This window comes from Bacillus sp. CZDM1 (assembly GCF_055502545.1).
Genome location: NZ_JBUESO010000004.1, coordinates 334,263 through 361,238 on the forward strand (window position 1 = coordinate 334,263; position 26,976 = coordinate 361,238).

General features: G+C 38.1%; 24 protein-coding genes and 1 other annotated feature. Of the genes, 10 read left to right on the forward strand and 14 right to left on the reverse strand.

The features are described 5' to 3' along the window. Positions 1 to 190 precede the first annotated feature (190 nt). On the forward strand, positions 191 to 1,414 hold the full coding sequence (locus ACY3XC_RS11905; RefSeq protein ID WP_464868721.1) for an NAD(P)/FAD-dependent oxidoreductase: 1,224 nt from the start codon (positions 191 to 193) through the stop codon (positions 1,412 to 1,414). Between the two features lie 140 nt (positions 1,415 to 1,554). Here the strand turns inward: ACY3XC_RS11905 and ACY3XC_RS11910 are convergent, their stop codons facing one another. From ACY3XC_RS11910 to proS, 7 genes are all read right to left on the reverse strand, one after another. Continuing rightward, complete coding sequence (locus ACY3XC_RS11910) at positions 1,555 to 2,535, reverse strand: ABC transporter permease subunit (protein ID WP_464868722.1); 981 nt, start codon at positions 2,533 to 2,535, stop codon at positions 1,555 to 1,557. Further along, positions 2,528 to 3,439, reverse strand: coding sequence for an ABC transporter ATP-binding protein (locus tag ACY3XC_RS11915; RefSeq protein ID WP_464868723.1), 912 nt, complete (start codon positions 3,437 to 3,439; stop codon positions 2,528 to 2,530). Before ACY3XC_RS11915 ends, ACY3XC_RS11910 begins: the two co-directional genes overlap by 8 nt. A 14-nt stretch (positions 3,440 to 3,453) precedes the next feature. After that, entirely contained in the window at positions 3,454 to 4,230 is a 777-nt protein-coding gene (locus ACY3XC_RS11920) for an SGNH/GDSL hydrolase family protein (RefSeq protein ID WP_464868724.1), read from the reverse strand. A 90-nt stretch (positions 4,231 to 4,320) separates the two neighbouring features. Further along, positions 4,321 to 5,562: an NO-inducible flavohemoprotein gene (gene hmpA, locus ACY3XC_RS11925; RefSeq protein ID WP_464868725.1), complete on the reverse strand. Its 1,242-nt coding sequence runs from the start codon at positions 5,560 to 5,562 to the stop codon at positions 4,321 to 4,323. Between the two features lie 133 nt (positions 5,563 to 5,695). Further along, positions 5,696 to 6,361 carry a vWA domain-containing protein gene (locus ACY3XC_RS11930; protein WP_464868726.1) on the reverse strand — a complete coding sequence of 222 codons (666 nt, stop codon included), beginning with the start codon at positions 6,359 to 6,361 and terminating at the stop codon, positions 5,696 to 5,698. Positions 6,362 to 6,403: 42 nt separating this feature from the next. After that, complete coding sequence (locus tag ACY3XC_RS11935) at positions 6,404 to 6,976, reverse strand: GNAT family N-acetyltransferase (RefSeq protein ID WP_464868727.1); 573 nt, start codon at positions 6,974 to 6,976, stop codon at positions 6,404 to 6,406. A gap of 95 nt (positions 6,977 to 7,071) precedes the next feature. After that, positions 7,072 to 8,502 carry a proline--tRNA ligase gene (proS, locus tag ACY3XC_RS11940; RefSeq protein ID WP_464868728.1) on the reverse strand — a complete coding sequence of 477 codons (1,431 nt, stop codon included), beginning with the start codon at positions 8,500 to 8,502 and terminating at the stop codon, positions 7,072 to 7,074. Positions 8,503 to 8,548: 46 nt separating this feature from the next. Then, positions 8,549 to 8,766 (reverse strand) — a binding site (T-box leader). Between the two features lie 138 nt (positions 8,767 to 8,904). On the opposite strand from proS, the gene ACY3XC_RS11945 reads away from it, so the two are divergent. Together ACY3XC_RS11945 and ACY3XC_RS11950 are read left to right on the forward strand one after the other, a co-directional pair. Further along, the gene (locus ACY3XC_RS11945) at positions 8,905 to 9,039 is read left to right on the forward strand and encodes a hypothetical protein (protein WP_256989073.1); all 135 of its coding nucleotides are present in this window, start codon (positions 8,905 to 8,907) and stop codon (positions 9,037 to 9,039) included. A gap of 141 nt (positions 9,040 to 9,180) precedes the next feature. Continuing rightward, positions 9,181 to 10,065 carry a cupredoxin domain-containing protein gene (locus ACY3XC_RS11950; protein WP_464868729.1) on the forward strand — a complete coding sequence of 295 codons (885 nt, stop codon included), beginning with the start codon at positions 9,181 to 9,183 and terminating at the stop codon, positions 10,063 to 10,065. A 43-nt stretch (positions 10,066 to 10,108) separates the two neighbouring features. On the opposite strand, the gene ACY3XC_RS11955 is transcribed toward ACY3XC_RS11950, so the two are convergent. From ACY3XC_RS11955 to ACY3XC_RS11970, 4 genes are all read right to left on the reverse strand, one after another. Continuing rightward, complete coding sequence (locus ACY3XC_RS11955) at positions 10,109 to 13,261, reverse strand: MMPL family transporter (RefSeq protein WP_464868730.1); 3,153 nt, start codon at positions 13,259 to 13,261, stop codon at positions 10,109 to 10,111. 3 nt (positions 13,262 to 13,264) lie between these two features. Further along, a complete protein-coding gene (locus tag ACY3XC_RS11960; protein ID WP_179158682.1) occupies positions 13,265 to 13,726 on the reverse strand; it encodes a MarR family winged helix-turn-helix transcriptional regulator in 462 nt (153 codons plus the stop codon). A gap of 144 nt (positions 13,727 to 13,870) precedes the next feature. Further along, a complete protein-coding gene (clpP, locus tag ACY3XC_RS11965) occupies positions 13,871 to 14,455 on the reverse strand; it encodes an ATP-dependent Clp endopeptidase proteolytic subunit ClpP (RefSeq protein WP_179158683.1) in 585 nt (194 codons plus the stop codon). 30 nt (positions 14,456 to 14,485) lie between these two features. Next, positions 14,486 to 15,178 (reverse strand): sigma factor-like helix-turn-helix DNA-binding protein, encoded by a 693-nt coding sequence (locus ACY3XC_RS11970; protein WP_464868731.1) that lies wholly within the window; start codon positions 15,176 to 15,178, stop codon positions 14,486 to 14,488. 231 nt (positions 15,179 to 15,409) lie between these two features. Between ACY3XC_RS11970 and ACY3XC_RS11975 the strand changes: the two genes are divergently transcribed. Next, complete coding sequence (locus ACY3XC_RS11975) at positions 15,410 to 16,837, forward strand: TerD family protein (RefSeq protein ID WP_464868732.1); 1,428 nt, start codon at positions 15,410 to 15,412, stop codon at positions 16,835 to 16,837. Positions 16,838 to 16,884: 47 nt separating this feature from the next. Here ACY3XC_RS11975 and selB read toward each other — a convergent pair whose 3' ends face one another. Together selB and coaW are read right to left on the reverse strand one after the other, a co-directional pair. After that, entirely contained in the window at positions 16,885 to 18,741 is a 1,857-nt protein-coding gene (gene selB, locus ACY3XC_RS11980; RefSeq protein ID WP_464868869.1) for a selenocysteine-specific translation elongation factor, read from the reverse strand. A 99-nt stretch (positions 18,742 to 18,840) separates the two neighbouring features. Next, complete coding sequence (gene coaW / locus ACY3XC_RS11985; protein ID WP_464868733.1) at positions 18,841 to 19,647, reverse strand: type II pantothenate kinase; 807 nt, start codon at positions 19,645 to 19,647, stop codon at positions 18,841 to 18,843. Between the two features lie 165 nt (positions 19,648 to 19,812). Here coaW and ACY3XC_RS11990 point away from each other — a divergent pair, with 165 nt between their 5' ends. From ACY3XC_RS11990 to ACY3XC_RS12015, 6 genes are all read left to right on the forward strand, one after another. Then, positions 19,813 to 20,229: a hypothetical protein gene (locus ACY3XC_RS11990; RefSeq protein WP_464868734.1), complete on the forward strand. Its 417-nt coding sequence runs from the start codon at positions 19,813 to 19,815 to the stop codon at positions 20,227 to 20,229. A 300-nt stretch (positions 20,230 to 20,529) separates the two neighbouring features. Further along, positions 20,530 to 21,180, forward strand: coding sequence for a hypothetical protein (locus ACY3XC_RS11995; RefSeq protein ID WP_464868735.1), 651 nt, complete (start codon positions 20,530 to 20,532; stop codon positions 21,178 to 21,180). 16 nt (positions 21,181 to 21,196) lie between these two features. Then, positions 21,197 to 22,333, forward strand: a complete 1,137-nt coding sequence (locus ACY3XC_RS12000; protein ID WP_464868736.1) for a glycosyltransferase family 4 protein — start codon at positions 21,197 to 21,199, stop codon at positions 22,331 to 22,333. 24 nt (positions 22,334 to 22,357) lie between these two features. Beyond that, positions 22,358 to 23,347, forward strand: a complete 990-nt coding sequence (locus tag ACY3XC_RS12005) for an aminoglycoside phosphotransferase family protein (protein WP_464868737.1) — start codon at positions 22,358 to 22,360, stop codon at positions 23,345 to 23,347. Further along, complete coding sequence (locus tag ACY3XC_RS12010) at positions 23,344 to 25,290, forward strand: hypothetical protein (protein WP_464868738.1); 1,947 nt, start codon at positions 23,344 to 23,346, stop codon at positions 25,288 to 25,290. The genes ACY3XC_RS12005 and ACY3XC_RS12010 overlap by 4 nt, the downstream gene beginning before the upstream one ends. Before the next feature lie 21 nt (positions 25,291 to 25,311). After that, positions 25,312 to 26,085, forward strand: coding sequence for a HipA family kinase (locus tag ACY3XC_RS12015; RefSeq protein WP_464868739.1), 774 nt, complete (start codon positions 25,312 to 25,314; stop codon positions 26,083 to 26,085). Positions 26,086 to 26,285: 200 nt separating this feature from the next. On the opposite strand, the gene ACY3XC_RS12020 is transcribed toward ACY3XC_RS12015, so the two are convergent. After that, entirely contained in the window at positions 26,286 to 26,909 is a 624-nt protein-coding gene (locus ACY3XC_RS12020; protein WP_464868740.1) for a hypothetical protein, read from the reverse strand. Positions 26,910 to 26,976 lie beyond the last annotated feature (67 nt).

The window sequence follows — 26,976 nt, forward strand, 5'->3', positions numbered from 1 at the left end:
CAAATTTTATTGTTATATACTACTTGTTTCTTCATAGGGGATACCGTATTCTAAGAATATAGAAGATATGTGAAATTATTCACAAAAATATAGAGCAAATCGCTCTATATTTTTTACAAGTTATTGTGAAAGATTTCACAAAATTATCATAGATAGATAAACTTTTTTATAATTAGGGAGATGCATTAAAATGAGCAAACCAAAAATAGTGATCTTAGGAGCAGGTTACGGCGGTATTATCACAAGTAAGAAGTTAGAAAAGTTACTTATATCTGGTGAAGCAGACGTTACATTAATTAATAAACATGAATACCACTACATCACGACTCAACTCCATAAAACTGGAGCAGGTACTGCTGCTGATCGTCAAATTGCGATGGAAATTCCTGAGTTGATAAATCCTCTAAAAACAAATTTTAAAAAAGGCAATGTTACTGGTGTAGATGTTTCCAAGCAAGCAGTACACCTTGAGGGTGGCGAAACGGTAGAGTATGATTACCTATTAATCGCTTTAGGCTTCGATATTGAAACATTCGGGATTTCTGGTATTAAGGAACATGCTTTTGCCATCCGCAGCTTTAGAAGTACAAAAGCCATTTATAATCAAATCATTAGACAATTATCTCTTTATAAAGATGACAAAGATCCATCACGCCTGACGTTTGTTGTAGCTGGCGGCGGATTTACAGGAATCGAAATGTTAGGTGAATTAGCAGAGGGGCTTCCTAAGCTTTGTAAAAAATATGAAGTTCCTTATGAAGATGTAAAAATTGTTGCAGTAGAGGCTGCTGCATCTGTTATTCCGTTTTTCCCTAAGGAGTCCATCCAATATACAACTGAAGTGCTAGAAAAGTTTAATATTCAAATGTATACGGCAACCAAAATCTTAGAATGTACACCTGAGAAGGTTGTACTTGAAGATAATATCGAGATTCCAACTCGTACATTAATTTGGTCTTGTGGTGTGAAAGGCAATGAGATTGTTCAAAATTGCGGCTTGCCGATTGTAAAAGGCAAACTCCCAGTTGACTCGTTCCTTCGAGTTAATGGTAGAAAAAACATCTTTAGTATTGGTGACTGTTCTTTATTCATGAAGGATGATAAAAATGCTCTCCCTCCAACAGCACAGGTTGCCCTGCAAGAAGCTGATGTTTGCGCGAAGAATATTGTTGCAGCATTAAGAGGAGGAAGCTTGAAAGCTTTTGAATATCACCATAAAGGATCTGTTGCATCAATCGGAACCTTTGCTGCAGTAGGAAAGGTTGGAAACTTTAGACTATCTGGATTATTTGGTGCTTTCATGAAACAAGTAATTGAAGCCCGCTATTTATTAAACCTTGGCGGAACTTCCCTCATCATTAAACAGCACTTTGGAGTAAGTAAAGAACCAGTAAAAATGACAGCAAATCAGTAAATGTTAAAACAATGGAAAAGGAATCCCTCTCCTTCTTCCCATTGATTAGGATATCCCTTGTTTATTTTGCGCCTTAATCCCCCCCAATATTAAGGCAAAGAGCTATTCCAAATACGCAGGAATAGCTCTTTTATTTTGATTTAATATACATCCTTTTTGGTAAATACAAGGAATGAAACAAATAATCCAATTGCCCACCACACAAGTAGAACCATCATTGAAAATGATAATGTCATCCCTTCGATTGGCGGCGGGTTACCATTCATATAATTTGTTAGCTTTAAATTCACCATAAAGAAATACTTAGCAGACTCCCATGACGAAACCATATTGCTAAGAATCGCTCCTGAAATTAGAGCAGCCAGCATAACACCCATGCCAGCAGCCGTACTGCGAATTAACACGGATAGCATGAAAGAAAGTGTCCCTACGACAATCGCTACAAACCAAACTAGTCCAAAATCCATTAATAGAAACTGCCATTGATTGATTAACTTCACACTGGAGGTATTTAAACCTGTATCACTCACAGTAAAACCAGTCAATACTGGGGCTCCCCAGCCTTTATAGCCAAATACCAATCCCGAAATACCATAAGAGAGGATTCCAGCTATCGCTACAATTAACGAGATGGCAAAAGTTAAAGTTATATATTTACTCAGCAGGACCTTCCACCTTTTAACGGGCCGCGTTAATAGTAACTTAATCGAGCCTTGACTATGCTCAGAGGACACAATATCACTTGCAATGACCATAACCATCAATGGAATAAATAGTTCAATTGAATTTTCCAAAAATATTCTCATAAACGTCGGAGCACCAGGCTCTGAGGGGTTTATGTCATGATCCAAATAATATTGATTTTGCTGCATGGCAATTTGCAGTTGTTTTTTCCATTCATCCGAAATACGGGCACTGCTAATTCGGTTTTGCTGGTCAATAATGGTTTGTTGGATCATCGTCCGCCAATCGTCGGTTCCTAATTTTTCTCTTTGTCTTTCAACCTCTTTATATTGGGCATAGGTAAACATTGCAACCAGGATACCAATGATAATTGCAATTACAATTAGACGTTTTTTGGCAATAAGCTTCATCATTTCATTTTGAATCAGTTTATTCAATGGAATCACTCCCGGTTAACTCGAGGAACAAATCTTCCAATACAGGCATTTTACGATTCATTTCAGTCACAGATACACCTGCTTCAACAAGCATCTTATTCCACTCTGCTGTTTTAATCTCATCATATTCCGTCGAAATGGAACCATCTTCTCTTTCTTCAATGGTTGTCACGGAATGTAAAACCTTCTTCCCATCCTCTGCGGGATGGAAACGCCATACAACTCTTTCTCTATTTGATAACAAGTTATGGACAGTATCCGTTTTAATCACGGTCCCTCTTGAAATAATCGCCACTCGGTCGCACAGTAGTTGAATTTCACTTAATAGATGGCTGGATACAAGAACACTCAGTCCCTCTTCTTCGGCAAGGAACCGAATAAACTCCCTCATTTCTCTGATACCAGCAGGATCTAAACCATTCGTTGGTTCATCAAGAATTAACACCTTGGGTCTTCCTAAAAGCGCCTGTGCAATCCCCAGTCTTTGTCTCATTCCAAGTGAATAGGTTTTTACTCTATCATGAATTCGATCTTTTAGACCCACAAGCTTCGTTACTTCGTTGATTCGCTCTTTGCCAATCCCATCAAGCATATTCGCAAAATGCAGCAGATTATCATAACCAGACAAATATGGATACAATTCAGGATTTTCAACAATACAGCCGAGATGTTTCATTGCTTCCTCGAAGTTTTCTTCAATGTTATAGCCGCCAATCTTAATGCTTCCTGAAGTAGGTTTGATTAATCCTACTAACATCCGGATGGTCGTCGTTTTACCGGCACCATTTGGACCTAAGAATCCAAATACCTCCCCTTCTTTTAAATCAAAACTAATCCCTTTAATGATTTCATTTTTTCCGATTATTTTTTTCAAATTATGTACAGATAAAGTTATTTTCTCCATTTTCGCCGTTCTCCTTACCAGGTAAGCAATGAAGCCACTCGTTCAGCTATTAAACGGTACCCTTTTGTATTTGGATGAAACTTGTCAGTATATAGATAATCATTAACCTTTAACTCAAACAGATCAAATGTTGGTACAAATACAATCTTTGGGAAATTGGCACTTAATTCAGCACTCTGATAATTCCAATGACGAACTACTTTTGACATCTCTTTTCCCTCTTCTAAGTCAATAAATGGGTTATATAGGCCAATGAAAAAAACATTTGCATTTGGATTACTGGTACGAATCTGCTGGAAAATAAAATGCATGTTTTCAAGGAACTTCTTCTCGATTTCAGTAATGTCTTCCGGATTAAATTCGAATAAACCTTGTCCACCCCTGAACAAATCATTGCCGCCCATTGTCACTAAAACCATATCTGCTGATTGAATTTGCCGCTTAACTTCCGTTTGCTGAATTTGCTGCTTTAGCTGGTCAGAAACTTGTCCGCTAACGCCTAGATTCGTCAGCCGCACTTCCTGCTTTGTTTTTTCCTTTATTTCGTCCATAAGGACCCCAACATAGCCTTTTCCGGTTTCATCACCTGTTCCTCTTGTTAAGGAATCACCTATGGCAACAATATGCATTTCTTCTTTTTTCTCTGCTTTTTTTTCAATAATGGTTTTCTCTGGGATTTTATCGGGCTTGCCTGCATAATATTCGGCTACTGCCCATCCAAGTCCAACCAGCCAGAGGAGGCAAAAAAATACAGACACCATGGTTACCGACCTTATGACATTCTTATTCAAAAAGCTTCATCCTTCCTAGGGATTTCTACTTTTTATTTAATCACAATTAATGGCCGAATCAAACTTTCAACCCAGAAAAAAACCGATTTCCTAAACGGAAACCGGTTCTTTCTTCACACTTTCTTCTAAACTATCTTTTGGTCCGAAAAATTCAAAGTGAATTCTTTCATCATTTACCCCTAAATTCTTTAAAGAAGTATTAATAGATTTCATAAATGGCAGTGGACCACAGAAATAGAAGTCTGCATCTAAACTTAATACATTTTTCACAAGCCACTCTTGTGTCACATAGCCTTCAACATCAAAGGCATTGCTCTTACGATCTTCTTCTGTTGGAGAATCATAAAAGAAGAATGAGTTTACATTGTCCTTAGAAGCTAGTGCTTCTACTTCTTCTCTAAGTGCATGGACATTTCCATTTGCCGCAGCATGAATGAAAGTTACCTTTCTTTGAGGCTGCACTTCAACTACTGTTTTTAACATACTTAACATTGGAGTTAAACCTACACCGCCGCTTAATAGTACTACAGGTGTATTTTTTTCAATATCAAGGACAAAGTCTCCCGCTGGAGCACTTACATTTAGGATTTCGCCTTCTGTTACACCGTCATGTAAGTAATTTGATACCATTCCATCAGGGTTCGCTGTTCCTGCTTCGCGTTTTACGCTGATGCGGTAATAATCTTTACCTGGAGCATCAGACAAACTATATTGACGGATATGTGTAAATTCCTCGCCATCGATTTCAAGTTTAATGCTAATATATTGACCTGGAAGGAATTGAGCAATTCCCTTGTTATCCACCGGTTTTAAATAGAACGATGTAATAACATCACTTTCTTTTACTTTACGATCAACTACAAAACTGCGGAAACCGTCCCATCCACCTTCTTGTTTTTCAGCTTCTTCATACATTTCAGCCTCAACACTGATAAAGGCATCTGCAATTACCCCATATGCCTCTCCCCAGGCATTGATAATCTCATCTGTAGCAGCATCACCCAGTACATCTTTAATCGCTAATAATAGATGTTTGCCGACAATCGGATAATGCTCCGGTTTAATTCCGAGACTTCTATGTTTATGGGCAATTTGTTTAACAACAGGGAGGATTGCTTCAAGGTTATCAATATATTGTGCCGCCGCATAGACTGTCCCCGCAAGCGCTCTTTGTTGTCTTCCCTGTTTTTGGTTTGCATGGTTAAAGATATTTAATAGTTCAGGATGATTCCCAAACATCATTTGATAAAATCGTGTTGTAATCGCTTCTCCATGTTTTTCTAAAACAGGTACGGTTGATTTAATGATTTCGATTGTTTTTTGATTTAACAAAACAAACACTCCTTATGTGGTTATTACTATTTATATAGTGATTATATGAGTTATCATGCAAGGAGTAAGTGATGTAAATCACACTCTATTATATTCGAATACTTTGGCCTAGAACTAAAGTACCTTCTTAACCTTACAGAATTCCCTTTGTTTTTGCTTCTGCCAGCCATTCAGGAAACTCATTTAGCAGATTGTTATACAATTCTTCGTCGGATATAATTTCAATATCCTTAATGTGAAAGAAATTTGCATTATCTATGAAACGGCCTTCCATAGTGTCCAGTTTTTCTAGCACCTCAAAATTAGAATCACCAATACCGACAAACTGCCAGAAGATTGGTTTATTGGAGGATTCAACTATAGGCTTCTTAATCGTTCTCTTACAACCGCCATCGTTGATAAACACAATAAAGGTAGGTTCCTTTGCAGGTTGTTCTACTGTGTATTTATTAATTACATCTTCCATTACCTGGGGTTCATCATTTCTACCAAATTTGTGGATTAAATTGTTATTTAAAATATAATCATCTACATAATTAATAAAATCGCTTTCAGTTACTGACTTCAATCGTGAAAATTCGTTGTCATACACCCAAACATCAAGTGCTCCATCATCATCAAACTGACTAGCAACAGCTAAAATTCGCTCCACAACTTTTTGTACTGTCCCATTTTTGTACAGAGAACGCATTGACCCTGATATATCTAAGATTAACCCAACTCTTGCAACCACATCGGTAAGTTTCTTCTTTTCTAAAATAACTCCTGCAGTCTTTTTCATTAAACTAATTGTCGTCATGATATATCCCCTTTCAAAATTTTACCAACTCCCATAATTATACTATAGTGGATACAAATTTGTTTTTGCAAAAACACAGGTATCTCTTGGTTCCTTTGTCCCTACTGTCAGACTATCATTTTTTAATATCCCCTCTAATGTAAATCCTAGTTTCTCAGGGATGGCTCTGCTTCTTGTATTATTCGAATCGCAGCGGATTTCAACTCGTTTTGCATGAAGTTCATTAAAGGCAAAATTCGTGATAGCCTCCGTAGCTTCCGTAATGTATCCTTTACCGGAATGACGGGTATCAATCCAGTAGCCAATTTCAAATTTAGGTATATCCCAGTTTATTCGATGCAAGCCTGATGAACCAATAAATTCACCAGTTACTTTATCTAGAAGATGTAATCTTAAATCTTCACGGGTAATAAACTTTGCAATACTATCACGTATATTGGCTTCTACATCCTGCTCAGTTTGATTCATATGAGCCCATGGCATCCATGGCTTTAGTTCATTGAGTGATGCTTGTATGGCTTCGTATACCGCTTTACCATCACCTGGTAAGGGTTTTCGGATCAATAATCTATCGGTAGTAAACTCTTCTGGAAACTCTCTTAATATTGGTTTCACTATGTCTCCCCCCTTTAAAACTTTGGATCTTCATGAACTCTTACTAAGGATTTTTAATAAAAGACCCTTCCAAAAGGAAGAGTCTAAAATTCATATTAGTATGCTTTTGCCCAGTAAACCATTTTGTCAGCTTCTTTACCACAGCACACACATGTAGTAGAAACTTGTTCCTGTTCAAATGGAATACATCTAGAAGTTGCAGTTGTTTCTTCTTTGATTTTCTCCTCACACGCAAGTTCGCCGCACCACATCGCTTTTATGAAGCCTGGTTTCGCTTCTAGCTTTTCCTTTAATTCAGGAAGCGTCACCGCCACAGATGTTCTTTCTTCACGGTGGTTCAAAGCTTTATTATATAAGTTGGCCTGGATATCATCGAGTAATTCTGCCAGCTTTGTTTCAAGTTCAGACAATGGAACAATTACTTTTTCCAATGTATCTCGTCTTACTAATACAACCTGCTTGTTTTCAATGTCTTTTGGTCCAACTTCCAAACGAACTGGAATTCCCTTCATTTCGTATTCATTGAATTTCCAGCCTGGTTTTTTATCACTGGCGTCGATATTAACACGTGCTACTTTAGAAAGGGAATCCTTCAATTCATAGGCAAAATCAAGAACTCCTTCTTTATGCTGTGCGATTGGTACAATCATAACCTGAGTTGGCGCCGCTTTTGGAGGAATAACTAAACCGCGGTCGTCTCCATGGACCATAATTAACGCCCCAATGATTCTTGTTGTAAAGCCCCATGAGGTTTGGTGTACATACTGAAGCTTTCCTTCTTTATCGGTATATTGAATATTAAATGCTTCCGCAAAACCAGTTCCAAAGTGGTGAGACGTTCCGGATTGAAGTGCTTTACCATCATGCATTAAGCTTTCAATGGTAAAAGTAGCCTTCGCTCCTGCAAATTTTTCTTTTTCCGTCTTCTGGCCTTTTACTACTGGAATTGCAAGAATCTCTTCACAAATCGCTGCATATACATTCAGCATTTTTATGGTTTCTTCCATTGCGTCTTCATCGGTCGCATGTGCAGTATGACCTTCCTGCCATAAAAACTCTAATGTTCGCAAGAAAGGACGAGTCGTTTTTTCCCAGCGGACGACATTTGCCCATTGATTATATAATTTTGGTAAATCTCTGTGAGAATGAATAATTTTACTATAATGCTCGCAAAAAAGAACCTCCGATGTTGGACGGACTACTAAACGCTCAGCCAATTCTTCAGAACCGCCATGTGTAACCCAAGCTACTTCAGGCGCAAATCCTTCCACATGATCCTTTTCCTTTTGCAATAAGCTTTCAGGAATAAACAATGGCATATAGACATTTTCATGACCTGTTTCTTTGATTCGGCGGTCTAATTCATTTTTTATATTATCCCAAAGGGCATACCCATAAGGACGGATAATCATCGATCCGCGAACACTTGAATAATCAATTAAGTCTGCTTTTGTTACTACATCGGTATACCATTGGGCGAAATCCTCGTCCATGCTGGTAACATCTTTTACAAATTCCTTTGCCATTTTGACACCTCATTATTTTTTTGAATATAAAAAGGCCTTGGCCCCAAAAAGGGACCAAGACCTGGCGATACCACCCTAAATTCATAAAGCAAATGCTTTATACTCTCGACATGATAACGGATTTTATCCGCATGTATCTTCAAAAAGAATCCGATACAGAACTCCGAGGCAGGTTCAAATGTCTGTCTTAAGAAACCTTCCACCAATGGTTTCCTCTCTTTGTAAGACCATCTACATTTTACTAATCCTCATCACAGTTTCAAATAGTATTTTTCAAAAATTATATATTTCAGATACAAAAATGTCAAATATTATTATGGAAGATTATTCTGACATCCATTTCTCCTTATCTTTATTCTTACCCACTATTTGGGTTACAATTATGTAAATGAGGTGATTTCCTTGAAAAATGAAGATAAGAATGAGATAGAACAGGAAGAAGAAGAAAAGCAATACTTACTTGAGCTCATGAAAATGCAAAATGAAGCCTTAAAAAGAATTTACAAAAACACATTAGATCATGAAAAGAAAGAATAATCCACTATTTAACCGGACGTTACTGACGTCTTTTTTATTTTCCTCTAAGTTTCATTAAACGTTCATAAAAGCCTCTAAAAATACAATCCATTACATTTATAATGTACATATGTTGTTTATTAACTTTAGGGAGTTTTTTAAATGTATATGTTGTCGATATTCACAATCGTGATTATGAGTTTAATGACAGGGTCTTCTATTTTCCTTTTACATCGGAACAAAAATAAACTAGCTAACTTATCTGGACTGGTAATCGTAATGGTACTAACCCTGATGAGTGGTCTATTAGCTGGGTATATTAGCGGAATTCTATCAGGAGAATTATTTTTCCCTGTTGGATTGGGTACGTTAATAGGTTTTATTCTTGGCTTTATCGCTGGTCAACCGATAGGAATCCTTGCCATTTTAACGGGGTCAGCAACTGGGGTCGTGAGTGGAATAATGGGTGCTCTTTTGGGAGCAATTCTTCAGTTCGATAATCCTACTATCATATTAGGTATTTTATTAGCTGTGTATGCAATCATTCTTGGTCTTGTCCTATTATTTATCATCGTAGACTCTAATGGAAAACTTACACTTGATACAAAAGGAATTTCACCATTTAATATCTTATCAGGCGGGTTAGTACTCATTGCCTTATTCTTGTTTTTGTATAGCAGTGATTTGGTTAAGATTCCTGGTGAGAGCGAAGCAGCACAAACACAAGAGAATACTACAACTACCACACCAAAACAGACAGAACTAGATATTACGAAGGAAACCAATCCAAAAATTGAAATGATGGTTACACCAACTGGCTACACTCCAAATGTTATTAAAGTAAAAAAAGGCGTGCCTGTAGAATTAAATATAACAAATCCAGGTGATAATAGCTGCTTCTCTACCTTCATGATGCCTGATTTTGATTTAAATAATGTTAACCTAAAGGCAGGTACAACAAAGTTAACCTTTACACCTGACAAAGAGGGTGAATACACCTTTAACTGTGGAATGAATATGTTTAGAGGAACCGTTATTGTTGAATAACCTATAAAAGCAGCTCGCTGAAAACCTTCAGCGAGCTGCTTTTTTACATATGTGTTGAATGATGTTCCACAACATTATCGTTATTTTTTCTAAACGGCCACCAGTTTGCTGCCCCAAATGTTTTTACCATAACTGGAACAAACAATGGTAAGATCACGAGTGCATAAAGTGAGAGTCCTATTAGGAGGATAGCCGCAATTTGGAGCAAGGATAAAACACCTGCCGGCATCATCGCAGCGAATGTACCTCCTAAAATGATGGCTGCAGAGATAATAACGGTTCCCATCTTTTTCATAGCGATAAGGATTGCTTGTTCTACTGGCATATGTTTAAATTCGTTAAATCGGTCCATTAAGAAAATACTATAATCAATGCCGAGCGCTATTAAGATAACAAATGCAAAAAATGGAACAGCCCAGCTAATGCCTGAATAACCCAGCCAATTAACAAAGATAACCTCTGCTAATGCCATAGAAGTATAGTAGGTTAATATTAATGACCCTATCAAATATAGCGGCATAATGATGGAACGGAATAGAATGATTAGAATAAACGTAATCCCTATTAGCATCAGTACCACTGTCCGTGAGTAATCCGCTTGTGAAATATTATCAAGGTCATGGTGCATACTTGATACCCCACCCACTGCTACTTCTGCGTTTTCAAGCTTCGTATCCTTTACCACCCGTTCCACAGTTGCCTTAATTTCCGGAACTGTGTTTAGGGCTTCGTTAGAGTACGGATTTTTACTAAATACTACGTCAATCGTCATTACCTTGTGATCCTTTGACATATAGGTATCTAAAACTTGTTCGAAGTCTTTGCTGTTTAGGACCTCTTGTGGGATATAAAAACCATTTTTCTCTTGGCTGCCCACTCCAGCTAGATACTCTTCAGCAGACTCCAAACCATCAGATACTTGATTTAATCCATCAGCACTTTGCGTCAATCCATCTGTCAACTGGGTAATTTGACCACCTAAGTCTTGAAAACCTGTCAAAATCTGCTGCTGACCATTATTAACACCACTTAAACCATTTGAAAATTGTGGAAGTCCATCCACAATTTGACCTTGGCCATTTCCCATTGTGTAAAGTCCTGATTCAATTTCTGTTAAACCTTTTAAAAGGTCTTCCATTCCTTTTACGAGAGCTTCCTGACCCGCAATGGCTTCTGAGAATTTACCATTAGCAAAACTAATACCATCCTGTGCACCTTTTAAACCAGCATTTAATTGATTCAATATTCCAGCTAATTCTGCTGTTGCTGCCTGAGATCCTTGAATGGTCATTTTTATTGCTAAATAGTTTTCATTTTGTCCAATATCACTATATTGATTTTCTAAATTAGTAAAATATTGATTTGTTGCCGCTAAGGTATCGTGTAATCCACTAACACCCTTTGCTACTTGTTCGTAGTTTCCGGCAAGAGCCTTAATGCCGCCCTCTGCTTGTTTGTAACCTTCAAGCAATTGTTTACTGCCTGCTAATACCTTGGCAGACTCAGATTTAACAACTGTTAAGCCTTCTTTTATTTGAGTAGTACCGGTTGCACCTTGATTTAAACCTTCTTCAATTTTAGCAAGGTTCTCTTGAATACTTCCCATACTAGACTGTAACTGGTTCGTACCATTAATTAATTGGCTAATTCCATCTACAGCTTCTTCCATTTTAGGCTGGTTGGCTTCAAGCTGGTCTCCTGCCTCGGCTAGACCACTGCTAATCTTCTGAATTCCTTCATTCCCTTGGCCAAGTCCATCACCCAGACTTTTTACTTGTTCAGATATATATAAATCATCAATGGTTTCTCCTGTTGGACGTGTCACAGAACGTACCGAATCTACATCACTAATTTTATTAAGTTCCTGGCTTATTTTTTCAGTAATAGCAATGTATTCTGAAGTATTCATTTCATCATCATTTTTAATGACAATTTGAGTAGGCATTGATTCACCTGGACCAAAGCCATCAGAAATGATATTAAATCCTTTGATAGAATTAAATTCATCACCTATCTCTTCTAAAGAGTTAAAAGATAAATCTCCATCGTAGGTAAATAAAGCTGGAATTGAAATAGCTGCCACAATGAGTAAGGCAATTAATGGACGTGCTAGAGCAAAACTACCAACAAATCCCCAAAATTTACTTTCCCCATGTTCAAGCTTACCCTTCGATGGCCAGAAAAGTTTCTTTCCCAACACCACCATAAAAAATGGAACAACAGTAAATAGGGCGAGTAACAATAACGCTACACCAATTGCAACCGCTGCTGCTGATTGATAAAGTACAAAGGTTGAAAACCCAATCGAAGCAAATCCAATCATAACTGCTAACCCACTAAAGAAAACCGTTTTTCCGGCATTTCGATAGGTGATGACAATTGCTTCTACGACATTATCATTTTTTGACATTTCCTCTTTAAATCGACTAAGCAGCAAAATACAATAGTCTGTACCAATCCCAAACAAGACTGCTACCAAGAAGATTTGCGTAAAGGTTGATAACGGAAAATTCACTGTATCTACTAAGATAGCGACAATCGATTGTGCAGCCAAATAGCTGAATCCTACCGTAACTAATGGAATAATTGGAGCAATAGCTGATTTAAACACTAGTAAAAGGACGATTAATATGAACACAACCGTGATACCTTCTGTTTTCTTCAGACCTTCTTGTGAGTTTGTTACAAGGTCCTCAGCAATTAACCAGTTCCCCGTATAATAGTGTTCTAACTCTACATCTTCAAGTGCTTCATATAAGTCTTTCGATATTTCTTTTCCTTCACGGTCATTTGCTATGACATTTACAGAAACAAGAATGGTTTTACCATCCTCAGATACAAGCTGTTCCTTTAATTCTTCTTGATTAAAATGAGTTAGAATCGAAGTGATACCAAGTTCTTCCTTATTCTTTTCAAGAATGTAAACTGCTTTTTCTGCTTTAGCAAAGTCTTCTTTCATTAACTTCTTATCACTATGAAAGACTAATGCTGTTTGCAGCTCATTCCCGCTATTTTCACTCGACTGGACATCTTCCAAAATCTTTTCAGCGAGAGTAGAAGAATAACCTTCTGGAACGTTAATTTGCCCTTTTTCACGGACAAGGTTTTCCATATTTGGTGCAGCCATAAAAAGCACAGCAACCATGGCTATCCACGAAATGAGGATAAACCATTTACCTTTAATAATTGCTCTCACGTTTTATTCCCCCATTTCTTCCTTTTTCATGTTGGTTAATATCAGGGCTAATTTTTCATAGGTATTTATAAAATTAGTAATTTCTGTTTCATCAAATTTGGTGATAATTGTCTCAACTAAAAGATGTACCTTTTCTTGTGTCTTTTGAAGCAGTTCTTTTCCTTTTTCACTTAAGGTTAGATAAACCACTCTTCTGTCGTTTTCATCACGCGTTCTATCAATTAAACCTCTATCTGCCAACCGGTTAATGATTGCAGTGATTGCACTTTTATTGACACCAAAGGCTTCTGCCAATTCAGACGACGTGCACTCGTTTGATTTCTGAATGTATCCGATAATATAATGTTGATCAATCGTTAGGTCTTCTTCAATCTGATTTTTAATCAATGACTCTGCTTTCTTATTGACATCAAAAGAAACGGACACATATCGGTCGATTAGTTCCTGAATTGTCTTTTTATCCATTGTCCATTTCACCTCACCTCAAAATTAGTTAAACTGTTAAACTATTCACCTGTTTAACTATATGACACGTCGTAAAAGGTGTCAATAAAAAAAGGTCAGCTAATTGCTGACCTTTTTTCATATTTTGCATTATTATTTTTCAGTTTATTCTTTGGGGTATAGAATCTCATCGATAATTCCATATTCTTTGGCTTCTTCGGCACTCATAAAGTAATCTCGATCTGTGTCTTTTGCTACTTTTTCAACGGTTTGACCCGTTCTGTCAGCAATAATCTGATTAATATGTTCGCGGAGCTTTAGGATGCGTCTTGCAGAGATTTCTATTTCTGTTGCCTGCCCTCTAACGCCTCCAAGTGGCTGATGAATCATAATTTCACTATTTGGAAGAGCATAACGTTTTCCTTTTGTACCGGCGAGCAGCAGCATCGCTCCAAAGGATGCTGCCATCCCTGTACAAATGGTACGAACCTCTGGCTTAATGTATTGCATGGTATCATAGATAGCGAATCCTGCTGAAGTGGAGCCTCCTGGACTATTTATATAAAGAGAAATTTCTTTATCGGGTGCGTCCGCTGCTAAAAATAATAATTGAGCGACAACACTGTTCGCCACATGATCATTAATTTCATCACCAATGATAATGATACGATCCTTTAACAGGCGAGAATAAATATCATACGACCGTTCACCACGGTTAGATTGTTCAATAACATAAGGAATGGTACTCATTTTAAATCCTCCTTAAAAGCGAATAGTAGGCTATGCAGCCATGCAGAGAGTGCTTAAAGGAGCTGATGCTTTGAATGGGATGGTTATTCTAAACGCTGCGGAAGGTACTTCCGTTGTATCTAGGATGGACGGAATGGCTTCAATCAAATCTGTCGGGTCCTGGTTGACTAGAGAATCCTGAAAAAGCTTCCCAAGCTGTTCTCTCGATTCATCTTCCCAAAATGAATCGAGAGACTGACTTTCCCTTTGATTTTCTATCCGTTTTCTTGCTCTGTTTAAACTTGATTTTACAGCAATTTCTGTTGTGTTTAATATCTCTGCAATTTCCTTCGATTGATATTGGAAGGCTTCTTTTAAGAAATAAATAATCGCTTGTCTTGGAGTAAAGCATTCCATCAGTAAATCGACAGAATCCATACTATCTCCAGTTGGGAAATAGGACTCCTCACACTTCTGATCATTTCTTAATTCTTCCCTTTTTCTCTTTCGAAGAGTATCCATCCATTGATTGCGGGCAATTTTATTTAATAATGCACTTGTAATTTTATCTTTATGATAATAGGTTATAGCCTTTATCATAGCTTCTTGAGCAAGATCATCTCCATCCCATTTACTCTGAGATAGAAAGTAACAATATTTCTGCAGCTTGGGATACGATTCACTAAAAAAGAATTCCTCGGACTGCACATCTTCAAGGCTGTACAGACTAAGTTTGTTAGCCATTATTTTTCACTCCCTTAACACTCTCTACATTCTAAACGTTTTAACGGATTAAAAAGATACGGGTGGAAAAAATTTTTCTTATATTTCTACTATATACATTTATGAAACTTTTTCACCATTTTATCGTAGATGTTAGGAGCGAGAAAAATTAATGGGTATATCATTTCTTTCTTCTACATCGCTTGCATTATAATAAGATAAGAAGAGTAAACATGATTAGGAGTGAATTACGTGGGAGTTACGCTTAGTAAAGGCCAAAAGGTTGATTTAACAAAGTCACATCCTGGTCTGCATAATGTTGTCGTGGGTTTAGGATGGGATATTGCACATAATGGTTCTAACTTTGATTTAGATGCTTCAACCTTTTTATTAGGGCAAACGGGTAAGGTTCAAAGTGATCAGGATTTTATTTTTTATAATAATCCATCTGGCGGAAATGGCTCGATTAATTACAGCGGGGATAACCGAAATGGTGCTGGCGAACGGGATGACGAACAAATCCGGATCAATTTACAGGGAGTTCCCAGCCACATTCATCGCATTGCTTTTACGATTACGATTCATGATGCTCAAATGAAGCAGCAAAATTTCGGACAAATCTCTAATTCATACGTACGAATCTTTAATGAACAAACCAATGAGGAACTACTTCGTTTTAACCTAGGCAGAGATTTTACTGTTGAAACAGCGATTGTTGCGGCTGAACTATACCGTCATAATGGAGAATGGAAATTTAATGCGATTGCCAGCGGTTTTCAAGGTGGGCTGGCTGCATTATGCCGCAATTTTGGTGTATCAGTAGATGATGCACCGGCACCAACACCACCTGTGCAGCAAAATCTTTTTAATAACAATCAAAACCAATTCAATAACCAAAATTCATTTAATCAAAATCAATACGGTTCTAACCCTTATCAGCAAAACCAACAGACTCAGCGAATTCATTTACAGCCGGAATCTTCCTATTCGCAGCCAGCTTTTGGATATCCAACACAAACATCTTCACCAAACAACCATCGTACATATGGGGATGATATTCATTGTCCGCGCTGTAACTCATCGAATGTTAGGACGGGGCAAAAGGGCTTTGGTTTGGGGAAAGCAGCAATTGGCGGGTTAATTCTAGGGCCTGTAGGTTTGCTTGGTGGTTTTATTGGGAAGAACCAATTAAAGTTTACTTGTAATAGCTGTGGTAACAATTGGTCACCGAATCAAACCGACATAAATGAATGGGCCAATCAATCGAAAAGAAAAGCTCAGGAATTGTTTAATCGTTACAAGAGTCAGGATGTTTTAGAGGCAGTAGTAGCGGCTTGTGCCCTGGTTTCCATGGCAGACGGATATTTGGATGCCACTGAACGTCAGAAAATGATTGAATTTGTTAATTCCAGCGAAGAGTTACGCGTTTTTGATAGTAACAAAGTCATCCAAAGATTTAATTATTTTGTTTCACGGATTGAAGCAGACCGGATGATTGGTCGGGCTGAAGCCTTCCGTGCACTTGGAAAAATTAGATCAAAACCAGAAATTGCCCGTTTAGTTGCTCGCTATTGTATTGCCATTGGGTATGCAGACGGTAATTTTGATCACAATGAAATGCAAATGGTCAGTGATATTTGCCGCGAGTTAGGATTAAATCCTGGAGAATTTCTTTCATAGCAAGTAAAAACCTCAATCCGCTACATTGGATTGAGGTTTTTACTTGCTTATTTTTGCCAAACTCGTTTATTTTCTACTCGTTTTGTAAGGCCTTTAGAATCTAATCTCTCTAAAAATGGGATCATATATTTCCTGGAAAGGTCTAAGATTTCTTTGGCATCGCCAACTTCAAATTCTTGTCCTGTGCCACCTCGAAGTTTTTCGACGGCTTCCATAAAAACATCCCCGTGATAAGCAAATTGCTCATCCAAATAGACAACAAATTCTTGATCTTCCATAAACCGTCTTAAATCAGCTTCTAAATGGTCAGGAATACCAGAATCCGAAAAATAGTCTTTATAATAACGAACCTTTAGCGCATCCTTCTTTAATTCACCTAGCATGTTTTCAGCCCGCTTTTGCCAGCTTTTCGGTACATGCGGTACAAAGTTTGCCAAGGAAACAAACTGTTCTTTCCGCTTAAATACTTCATTTGCAATCCCGTTTTCCACCACAAAATCAATTAGCGGTTTTGGGAATCTTTTTTGCATAGACTGCAAAAGTTCGGCCTTATTAAGACCAAGTTTCATGGAATACAATTGATGGAATTCTTGTAAACGATCATAGATGTCTTCTTCAATCGAATTAATTAACATATTGAGTGTAAACTCTTTACCATTGTATAAGACAAATTCATCATCAGCTAAAAACTCATTCAGAGTTTCCTCTTCAAGTGCTGTACGCTTTATTAACTCATTAAGAGATAGACTTTTGGCTTCATAGATGGCAGCCGTTATCCGTTCCTTTGGCGAACCTTCTTTTTTCTTTTCAAGTTCTTCAATCGTTTGATTTCCAAACCGATATTTATTCCCTCTTGGATCGATTACCCAGCCGCCGCCAATCGTCTCTTGTGGACTTGGACGACGTAAAATAAAGCGATCCCCCCGCTTAGTAAGGATTTCTTCCTCTAAACGAAGCTGACAAAGAATTTCACCGTTTTCTTCTTTTATCTCATTCCTATCAAAAAAGACAATCCGTCCCATTACCTCTGTGGTTCCAATATGAAGCTTAATCGGCATCCGCTGTTTTACCATATGTTCGAGATCCTCAACCACCCGTATCGCTACATCCACTGTTTTCGTAACAATAAAGTGTTCGGAAGATACAAGAACATCACCGCGTTCTAAGTCCTCTTTCGAAACTCCAGAAAGATTAATAGCTGTACGCTGGCCAGCATATGCTTTTTGAGCTTGCATATGATGAACCTGAATTTGCCTTGCTTTCACTTCGAGTCCCTGCGGCATAATCTTTAATGTTTGACCCTCTTCCACCGTTCCTTCATAAACCGTCCCACGAACCACTGTTCCCTGACCCTTGACAGTAAATACCTGGTCAATCGGCAGACGGAAGGCACCTTTTGCGTCTCTCATTTCCTGCTCTTTAAGGGTTTTGATGATTAACTCTTTTAACACTTCTATGCCCTTTTTAGATAGGCTGTCCACTAATACAAACGGGGCATCCTCAAAGACACTTCCTGTTAATTCTTCTAAAATATCATCCTTTACAAGCTCAATAAATTCTTCATCAACCCTGTCAATTTTAGAAATCGCAACAAACCCGTTTTTCACTCCTAAGAATTTTAGGATATCCAGATGCTCTCTCGTTTGCGGCATGACTCCTTCATCTGCAGCAACAACCAGTACCACAAGGTCAATCCCTGCCACCCCAGCAATCATTTGACGAATAAACCGCTCATGCCCCGGCACGTCAATAACCGAAATTTGAATATCCTGATCCTCATATAATGGAGCAAATCCAAGTTCAATTGAAATTTGTCGTTCTTTTTCTTCCTTTAATCTATCAGTATCCACATTTGTCAAAGCTTTCGTCAAAGAAGTTTTACCATGATCTATATGCCCTGCCATGCCAATTGTAAAATATCGTTTCTCCAAAGTTGCCACCTACTTTTTTCGGTCTTCCTTTTTACTTTATCCTTAAAAAACATATTGTTCAAGAGAACATTTTTAGACCGACAAAAAGGCTCCAATTGCACCGCAATATTCTCCCTTTTCCAAAAACATCGTAGATAAACCTACCATATTCAAATAGTATTCTAGACCATGTTTTAATGATGGATTACCGATAATTGCAGTTCCGATAATGACCACACTTTTAACTTGGTGAATGGTTGCAGCCTGCGAGGTTAACAATACGATAGTTTCAGCAATCATATTGGAAAGTGAGGCAAGTCTATCCGCTTCCATATGGTTCAGTTTTTTACCTTTAGCAAAGTTCGCTGCTGTTAAATCACCCTGAATGGGGCTGTCTGCTGCTTCATAAATATCCTTAACCAGCATATCCACGTTTCCTTTATTTCCTTCTTCAGCGAGCACGGTAAGCAGTTGATAATCCTGTACTTTCGTTAATAAAGAGCCTAGACCCGTGAATGTACCTCCGCCCATTCCACTGCCAAGAATTCGCTCCGCTTTATCCCCATTTACCAGATGCCACGAGGTTCCCGTACCAATATTTAAGACCAAGTAGGATTCTTCGATACTCTTATTTTCTTTTGTAAGTAAGAAACGTGCCCCCTCACAGGTTGCTTGAAATTCAGGGATTAACGTACTTTCTTGAAAATACCTATTTTGTATAGCAAGCGCTTTACCGCCTGTAATGGAAACTTTTAAAGAGGGAGCTACCATTTTTAACCATGAAATAGCAGAATCCTGCTTGTTTATTGAAAACTTCTTAAAATGCATTCTTCCATTTTCCTGATAAACGATTTTGATTAACGAACCACCAGCATCAATTCCTGCAGTAATCTGTTGCATTGCCCCCCACTCCTTCTAAAGAACTGATTTTATTACTTATTTGACAATAATCCCTATTTATCCTGCTTTTTCATTTCACGAATCCTACACATTCAGCCCGTCTAAGACAACTATTTATGTGTTATGTTTTAGAAAAGAATTCTATTACAACAAAGGAAGATTTCAATGAAGAGAATCGGTTGGACTATTGTTATAGGAATGATACTGTTAGTGGGTTGTCAAAACTCTGAACCTAAAGAGGAGACAAAACAATCTACGGTACAAAATCAGATGGAGGAATCAACTAAATCGGAAACAAACGCTGCTTTCCCCTATCCAAATCTATTATCTGAAAGTGAACAATCCTTTTCGCTTTTAGTCATTGGGGATAATGAAAATCCGATTGAAAAAAACAATAAAATCACTGAAAAAGTCAATAATATTTTAAGTCTTCCCGAGCTAGAAATGGCACAGCAAGCATATCCCGAGCTTAATATTAAGACAGAACCCTCTTATATTCTTTTTGACCAAGCCGGGGTTGTTTACCAAGGAGGGAATTTTAAAGAGTTAGCAACTTATCTTGAAAAAAATAAATCAAACTAAAAAACCAGAATTTTTTCTGGTTTTTTTAGTTCTTTTTTTTAATCCAGCGATATTTCCTATTTGATTTTTGATTCCATAACTTGTGTCCTACATAAAAAAAGAAGACCTCTTAAGAGAATCTTCCTTTTATCTAACGTAATGTTTCCAAATAGTTAGTAAGTATTTCTTTTGAACTAGTGTTTTCGCCAAATTTTTCAGAAGTTGGACAAGCGTTGAGTTCCCTTTTCTATCTTTATCATATCTTATTAGTAGATTAATATTTTTTACATTTTTTTAATTTATAGAGGGAGATGAAGCATTATGCAACATAAGTCTAAGAATTCCGATGAAGCAAGGTTAATCAATGAGATTAACAAAATAAAGGTGACGAAGCCTGAATCTACAGGAATAATCATTCATAATCCGACAGACCTTCCTATCATCATCCAGGAAGAGAAGCGTGTTGTCATTGGTATCGATGAAACTCGTTGTGCAGCGTATTTCGAAGAAGAGGAAAAAGCCGAAAAAGAGTTTCAAGCTCTTCAGATGGGAGCGGAACGAGGAATTACTCCTATTGTTTATGAAAGAAGAGGGACTTACGTAGTAATGGAGTCTATTAAAGCGCCGACTATAGCTGATTACCTGAAAAACAATCCTTTAACCATTGAATTAATACAAAAACTTCTTGGTCTTCTCGATGATTTTAAGGCAATTGGTTTTACCCGTCTTGACCACGATCCGGCATACATTTACTTAATGCCAGACGGCAGTCTTAAGGTAGTAAACTTACACCGCCATAACAAAATACCACCTAAGCAGTTTCCACAGCGAATGATCAAGGGATTGGGTAATCAGGTTACTATCTTTCTTCAGTACGTAAAAGAATTTGAACCCACTTTGTATAACACTTGGACAAATCATCCTAAGTTCAATGCCACTATCGCAAAAGCAAAGTTAGGTAAAAGTAAATAGGAGGTGTTTGGAATTCATGAAAGTAGCAATGATTAGCTGGGAATATCCGCCGCAATTTTCCGGGGGGTTGGGCATCCACTGTCAAGCCATTGTTCGAGAATTGACAACCATCGGAGTTAGTATTGATTTTTACCTCCCTGCGTTTAAGAAACTCGAATTTGAAACTCCAGAGGGTATGGTTATTCATCATGTGCAGATGAACAAGCCATTCTCGGATTATTCTTATTTAGGAACTGCCATATGGGATTCTGTAATGGATTTCCGGAATCGACTGGATGAAGTATTTCAACCGGAAGGTATTGATATCATTCATGCGCACGATTGGATGGGTGTATTTGCAGCAACAGGAATCGCCCAAAAATACAAGATTCCCCTCATCTGGACTGTTCATTCTACAGAATATGATCGAGCTGCGGGAAATTCACTTAATCCCGCGATTTTTACTATTGAACAAGAAGCTCTTCTTACCGTGAATCATACGATATCTGTCTCCCAAAGGACAAAACAAATTCTGATTGATCGTTACCGTGCCGATCCGGATAAAATAACTGCAATCTACAATGGTATTGACTTCTCACCTTTTGAACAGATGGTAAACAGAGATTATCAAAAAATTGAAGGGCATATCTTATTTCTCGGTAGATTGACCGGCCAGAAAGCTCCAGATGATTTTTTACAAGCAGCTAGTTTTGTTCTTGCAGAACGTAATGATGTCCGCTTTATAATTGCAGGGGATGGTGACTTACTCAATAAGTTACGTCTCAAAACACGCCGCTTGAAAATTGCTGATCGTGTTGAGTTCACAGGAAGTGTCTTTGGTGAGAAATTGCAAGAATGTTACAAAAATGCCATACTTTATGTTCTTCCAGCCAGATCTGAACCTTTTGGAATAACGGTTTTGGAAGCAATGGCTGCAGGTATCCCGACAATCATCTCGTCCTCAACCGGAGTTGGGGAAATTGTCAAGAATGTTCATATCATTGAGCCGAATCAGCCGAAGGAACTGGCAAAGGCGATCATTCACCTCTTGGACAACCCAGAGCTAAGACAAACCTTAGGGCAAAAAGGTGCTCAAGAAGCACGGACATGGTCTTGGAACCTTGTAGCAAAGAAGACTCGCCAATTATATTTAAAGCTATTAAACACAACGTAAATTAAGGAAAGGAGTTAATAGAATATGTCAAAAGAGGCACAACTTCCTGCAATTGAGGATATTATTTCAGCCTATCAAGATTGCTATGGGACAAGCAGAAAGGTTCTGCAGGCTGTACTCATTTCCTACACCCCTAAAATACGGAAAATGATCCTAGAATATCTTGTAACCTACCGTAATCAAGATGGAGAATTGGAAGAAGAATCTTTAATTGGAAAAGTCTATTCTGATCAAAAAAAAGGAATTGAAAGCTATCGGTTTTTGCAATATTTGTGGAACAATGGATTTGGTTTTGATCCTCAGTATACGATAGTACATCCCATCGCTTATTTACAGAAATGGAGATTAATGATTATGTCTAAGTCTCCTGGCAAAACATTGGACGATTGGATACATGATCCAAATATGAATAGCAAGCAGCTAGCCTTTCTAATGGCAGACTGGTTGACACGAATGCATGAGATTCCTCTTACAGAAATCCGCGAAGCGACACGAACAAGAGCCAATGCTGACGTGAGGCGTTTTTATGAAGATCTTACAGAACGAATACCAAAAGAAAAAGCAAAGCTAAAATCTATATACGATAAATTTATTCAAAATTCAGATAAAATCAGTACAGGCGAAGCAGTGTTACTTCATGGTGACTTTCATACAAAAAATGTATTTTTGCATGAGCAAAAAGTCATTGCGATTGATTTTGATCACCATTTTGCAGGCGACCCCGCCTGGGATGTAGCGTATTTGGCATGTCAAATTCAGGTAAGCGGCTTTTTCAAGAAAGGTAATTTTGATTTTTTTCAACCAATGATTAAGTATTTCATTGAAAAGTATTTTGATGCTCATCCTGCCTACGACAAACAGTCTTTTCTTGATCGAATCTCTTTATACAGTGCTCGTTCCCTTTTTGAAAGCCTGCACTATGAATTATGTGTCCTAAATACAGGAAACTTTACCATTATAGATCCTTTTCTTACCAAGTGCGAGCTGTATTTGCAAGGAAAGGGTTATAAATGAGCGGCCCATCCATTCCCATTGCCATCGTTCACCATGCCAATCAATACCTGATCACTAACGGCTACGACAATCGTCCGGGTATCGATGAGATTATTGGGCCTCCTGACGCTACCTCCGGTTTACGAGCTGTATTTGATCTCCATTCCCAATATAACATACCCTTCCACCTCCATATTAGTGGCACGTTTATCGAAGCATGCGCCTGGTTTGATCCGCTTTTTCTTGAAGAAATTGTTGAATTAAGAAAATCGGGATTAGTAGAGATTATTGGATCTACGTATGCCCAAAATATTATGCCTTTGTTTGATCGCGAACATAATCGTTATCAAGTTGAAGAAGAACTGCGTCTGTTTGAAACGTGGCTTGGATCCGAAATTTCTGAGGTAACGGGATTTTGGGTTCCTGAACGAGTATGGAATACCCAAAAACTAGCTAATGTTCTTACTGATACAAGTCTTCCTAATGGAGGGTTTCAATATGTTCTAGTGGATGACCGCTTATTCTTATCTAACGCCTTACGTGGAAACTTTGATCTTAATCCACGCTTTATTCCCGAACTTTTTGAAGCTCATCGTATTGAAGGGAGTCAAGGTTTAATCGCGCTTCCGCTCTCTTATGAAATGCGTTTATCTGTCCCTCTTGAAACAGAGAAGCATGAACAACGATTAAATATTCTTATGTCGCAAATACAGCAAGAGATCATGAACGGTCGAGACGTAATTGCAATCTATGGCGATGATATGGAGAAGGTTGCAGGAATTCCTCCTTGGAATCCTCTTGCTGTTGAACATTATCGTTGTTTCCTGGAATGGTTGATTAATAGACAAGATGTTACACCCGTTCTTCTTCGGTCATGGTTGGCGAATCACAAAATTCAACCCCAGCGTCCTATCGGAACTGGTACCTACCGAGAGCTGGCTACAGAGTTTGGAGCTGGTGAAGATTATATGAATTGGGCTAATTCACAGGCTTGGGCTCCTTATCAACAATCCTTGATCAAAACGTGGGAGGAGCTAAAAAAGCTTTCATCTAAGACTAATCCACAGTCTTCATTACTTGTACTAGCACGAAAACACTTTCTTGCTTGTACTTATGAAACAGGCTGGCACGACGCTCCAAACAGTATTCACAGCGATCCAGACAGCAGCGGCGTCCCATTACCCGCTCCTTGGGCACGTGCAGTCGCCAGTCATGTTCGGGCAACCTCAATCCTGATGGAAGCAGTAAAATGGGAAAATGATTGCGATAACTCCAGCCTCATTCATGCTTTTGAAGATGATTTAGATAATGACGGTCATAAGGAAATCATATTACGAAATAATGTTTTAGCCGCAGTGATTTCGCCTCGTTTCGGGGGGCGTATCATTTACCTGTTTTTTTATAAAGAAGTTGATGGGCAGCTTATCGTTGGTAATCCATCAGACGACTGGAATTGGTTGGAGGAACTAAACGACTTTATGGACGTTCCAATGAATCATCCAGGTGCATTGGCAGATTATGGATTTGAACATGACACATATGAACTTCTTTCTCTCACGATAAAAGAAGATCAAGAAGTTGAGCTCGTGATCGTGAACAAGCAATCAAACAGTGCTGCCTATGGGATGACCAAACACTTTTTACTCAAAAAAGGACAAGGTGAAATCAATATTAAATATGACCATATTCCTTCAAACATTTTGCCTCTATCACTCGATATTGGTTTATCACCAGACTACTTGCGACTATTGCGCGAAGGCCGATCCGACATTCTCCCTTACCAAAATGAAAACAAGAGAGGATTTCAAAACGGGAAAGTGATTTCTTGGGTTTCCCTAAAGTCAGAGAATATCATTTGGAGGATGCCTCGTATTCCTATTTTCGGACACGGCTTTTGTTTGGGGCTAACGGTCACATCTACCTCTGCTTCATTTTGTCTAGGAGCAGAGTTTTCATCATATTAGAAAAAGGAGGATTTAATTAGTATGAATCAGAACATACATCCTGTTAAGCTGCTGGAAACCTTCTTTAAAGGTTATTCCAAACCTCAGCACATTCTTTTTAGTGATGGTCGCACGTATGTAGTGAAGTTCAAAAATAATCCATCTGGAACGAGAGTTATGGTAAACGAGTACATTGCCGGTAAATTTGGCCAACTTCTCTCCCTTCCTGTTGTACCTTTTGAAGTGGTACAAATAGAAGATGATTTTATTAAGGAGTCTCCAATTCTTTCTAAACTCAAGTTCACCTCTGGGAGCCAGTTTGCCAGTTTGTTTATTGACAATTGTATTCAACTCTTAAGGGATTCGAAGAATGAACACGTAAAAGTAATCAATCGAGATCATCTTGCCTTAATGATGGTATTCGATCTTTGGATAGGCAATACAGATCGTAAAGAGAACAATGTCCTGCTCGAACTCGCTGAGAAGGGGGAGTATTATCTCCATATGATCGACCACGGCCGTTGTTTTTCTGAGGCGAAATGGACCGTCAAAACACTAAGGAAAATGCCTAAAGTGGCTGTTAACCTGAACGTTCATAAGTGGTGTGTTTCTTTATTGCAAAGTCAAAACGAGATAAATGCAGCGATCGAAAAAATAATGGCAATACCAGAAAAGGCAATTCAGGAAGTAATCAAATCGATTCCTGACGACTGGGATGTATCGGAAATGGAAAGGGAGGCGCTTGTCACCCACCTTGTTAATGCAAAACAATTATTACCAGAGCTAAATTTACAATGCAAAAAAAAGAAAAAATAAAGGAATAAAGGTTCTGCCTCATGGCAGAACCTTTTTAGGCTAATAAGAAAGGGCTCCGTATGCATAAGGACGCAGTCGAAAAGTCGTGCTTTTCGACTGCGTCTCATGAACCGCCTTTAAGGGCTCGCCAATCGGCGATTCTTCTAGACAAAATAAAACCTTACTCTCATAGGTGTTACAGAGTAAATGAAACGTATAATCTATACTTGTCCTTTCACTTTTGTCATTAAATCAGGAAAATCAGGATCATTAACCCAGCGATTATACCATTTAGGACTAATTTCTTGGACAAATCGAACGAAATCTTCAGCATTAACTCCCATATCACCAATTAGTTTTTTTGCTAAGAGGACAGGCTGAGGTTTAATCATGTGAACTACATCTATTACTTTCATTTTCTCATCAGGCACCACATAGATGTGACGCGCAGAATGATCGAAACGATTGAAGCCTGCTTGTTCAAATGAATCCAATACATCAATAATTTTGGCCGTTAATTCCTTATCAAGTGGATTCTTGTCTAAAAATTCGAAAAGAGTTGGATATGTCAAGTATTCCATAACAATAAAATTTTCTCCCGATAAATACACCTTTGGACAAATACCAATATTACCTCCAAGTTGCAATCCATGAAGCTCACGATTCAGGTCTTGTTTTGCACAGTAGATTTTCACACAGCGATTTTCATCTATTTGAAAAACAGCCCCTTGGTGCCCTTTTCCCAACAACTTAAAACTTGTTGGGTTATAAATTTCCACACTTCCGGATTGTTTCGATATATGAATTTTATCCAGCTTATCGACAATCTCATTTTCCAAATTCACTCTCAACAGCTCCTTTCTTTTGTCTCAATATCTGATTACTATATTAGAATATGTTCTAAGTAAGGTG

What these genes read in the sequence shown, in the direction of transcription:
- ACY3XC_RS11930 (WP_464868726.1), bottom strand. Translation starts at nt 6,361, where the DNA reads ATGACGACAATTAGTTTAATGAAAAAGACTGCAGGAGTTATTTTAGAA.
- ACY3XC_RS12010 (WP_464868738.1), top strand. Translation starts at nt 23,344, where the DNA reads ATGAGCGGCCCATCCATTCCCATTGCCATCGTTCACCATGCCAATCAA.
- proS (WP_464868728.1), bottom strand. Translation starts at nt 8,502, where the DNA reads ATGGCAAAGGAATTTGTAAAAGATGTTACCAGCATGGACGAGGATTTC.
- ACY3XC_RS11995 (WP_464868735.1), top strand. Translation starts at nt 20,530, where the DNA reads ATGCAACATAAGTCTAAGAATTCCGATGAAGCAAGGTTAATCAATGAG.
- ACY3XC_RS11915 (WP_464868723.1), bottom strand. Translation starts at nt 3,439, where the DNA reads ATGGAGAAAATAACTTTATCTGTACATAATTTGAAAAAAATAATCGGA.
- ACY3XC_RS11950 (WP_464868729.1), top strand. Translation starts at nt 9,181, where the DNA reads ATGTATATGTTGTCGATATTCACAATCGTGATTATGAGTTTAATGACA.
- ACY3XC_RS11905 (WP_464868721.1), top strand. Translation starts at nt 191, where the DNA reads ATGAGCAAACCAAAAATAGTGATCTTAGGAGCAGGTTACGGCGGTATT.
- ACY3XC_RS11990 (WP_464868734.1), top strand. Translation starts at nt 19,813, where the DNA reads ATGAAGAGAATCGGTTGGACTATTGTTATAGGAATGATACTGTTAGTG.
- ACY3XC_RS12005 (WP_464868737.1), top strand. Translation starts at nt 22,358, where the DNA reads ATGTCAAAAGAGGCACAACTTCCTGCAATTGAGGATATTATTTCAGCC.
- ACY3XC_RS11970 (WP_464868731.1), bottom strand. Translation starts at nt 15,178, where the DNA reads ATGGCTAACAAACTTAGTCTGTACAGCCTTGAAGATGTGCAGTCCGAG.
- ACY3XC_RS11960 (WP_179158682.1), bottom strand. Translation starts at nt 13,726, where the DNA reads ATGGATAAAAAGACAATTCAGGAACTAATCGACCGATATGTGTCCGTT.
- selB (WP_464868869.1), bottom strand. Translation starts at nt 18,741, where the DNA reads ATGGCAGGGCATATAGATCATGGTAAAACTTCTTTGACGAAAGCTTTG.
- ACY3XC_RS12000 (WP_464868736.1), top strand. Translation starts at nt 21,197, where the DNA reads ATGAAAGTAGCAATGATTAGCTGGGAATATCCGCCGCAATTTTCCGGG.
- ACY3XC_RS12015 (WP_464868739.1), top strand. Translation starts at nt 25,312, where the DNA reads ATGAATCAGAACATACATCCTGTTAAGCTGCTGGAAACCTTCTTTAAA.
- clpP (WP_179158683.1), bottom strand. Translation starts at nt 14,455, where the DNA reads ATGAGTACCATTCCTTATGTTATTGAACAATCTAACCGTGGTGAACGG.
- coaW (WP_464868733.1), bottom strand. Translation starts at nt 19,647, where the DNA reads ATGCAACAGATTACTGCAGGAATTGATGCTGGTGGTTCGTTAATCAAA.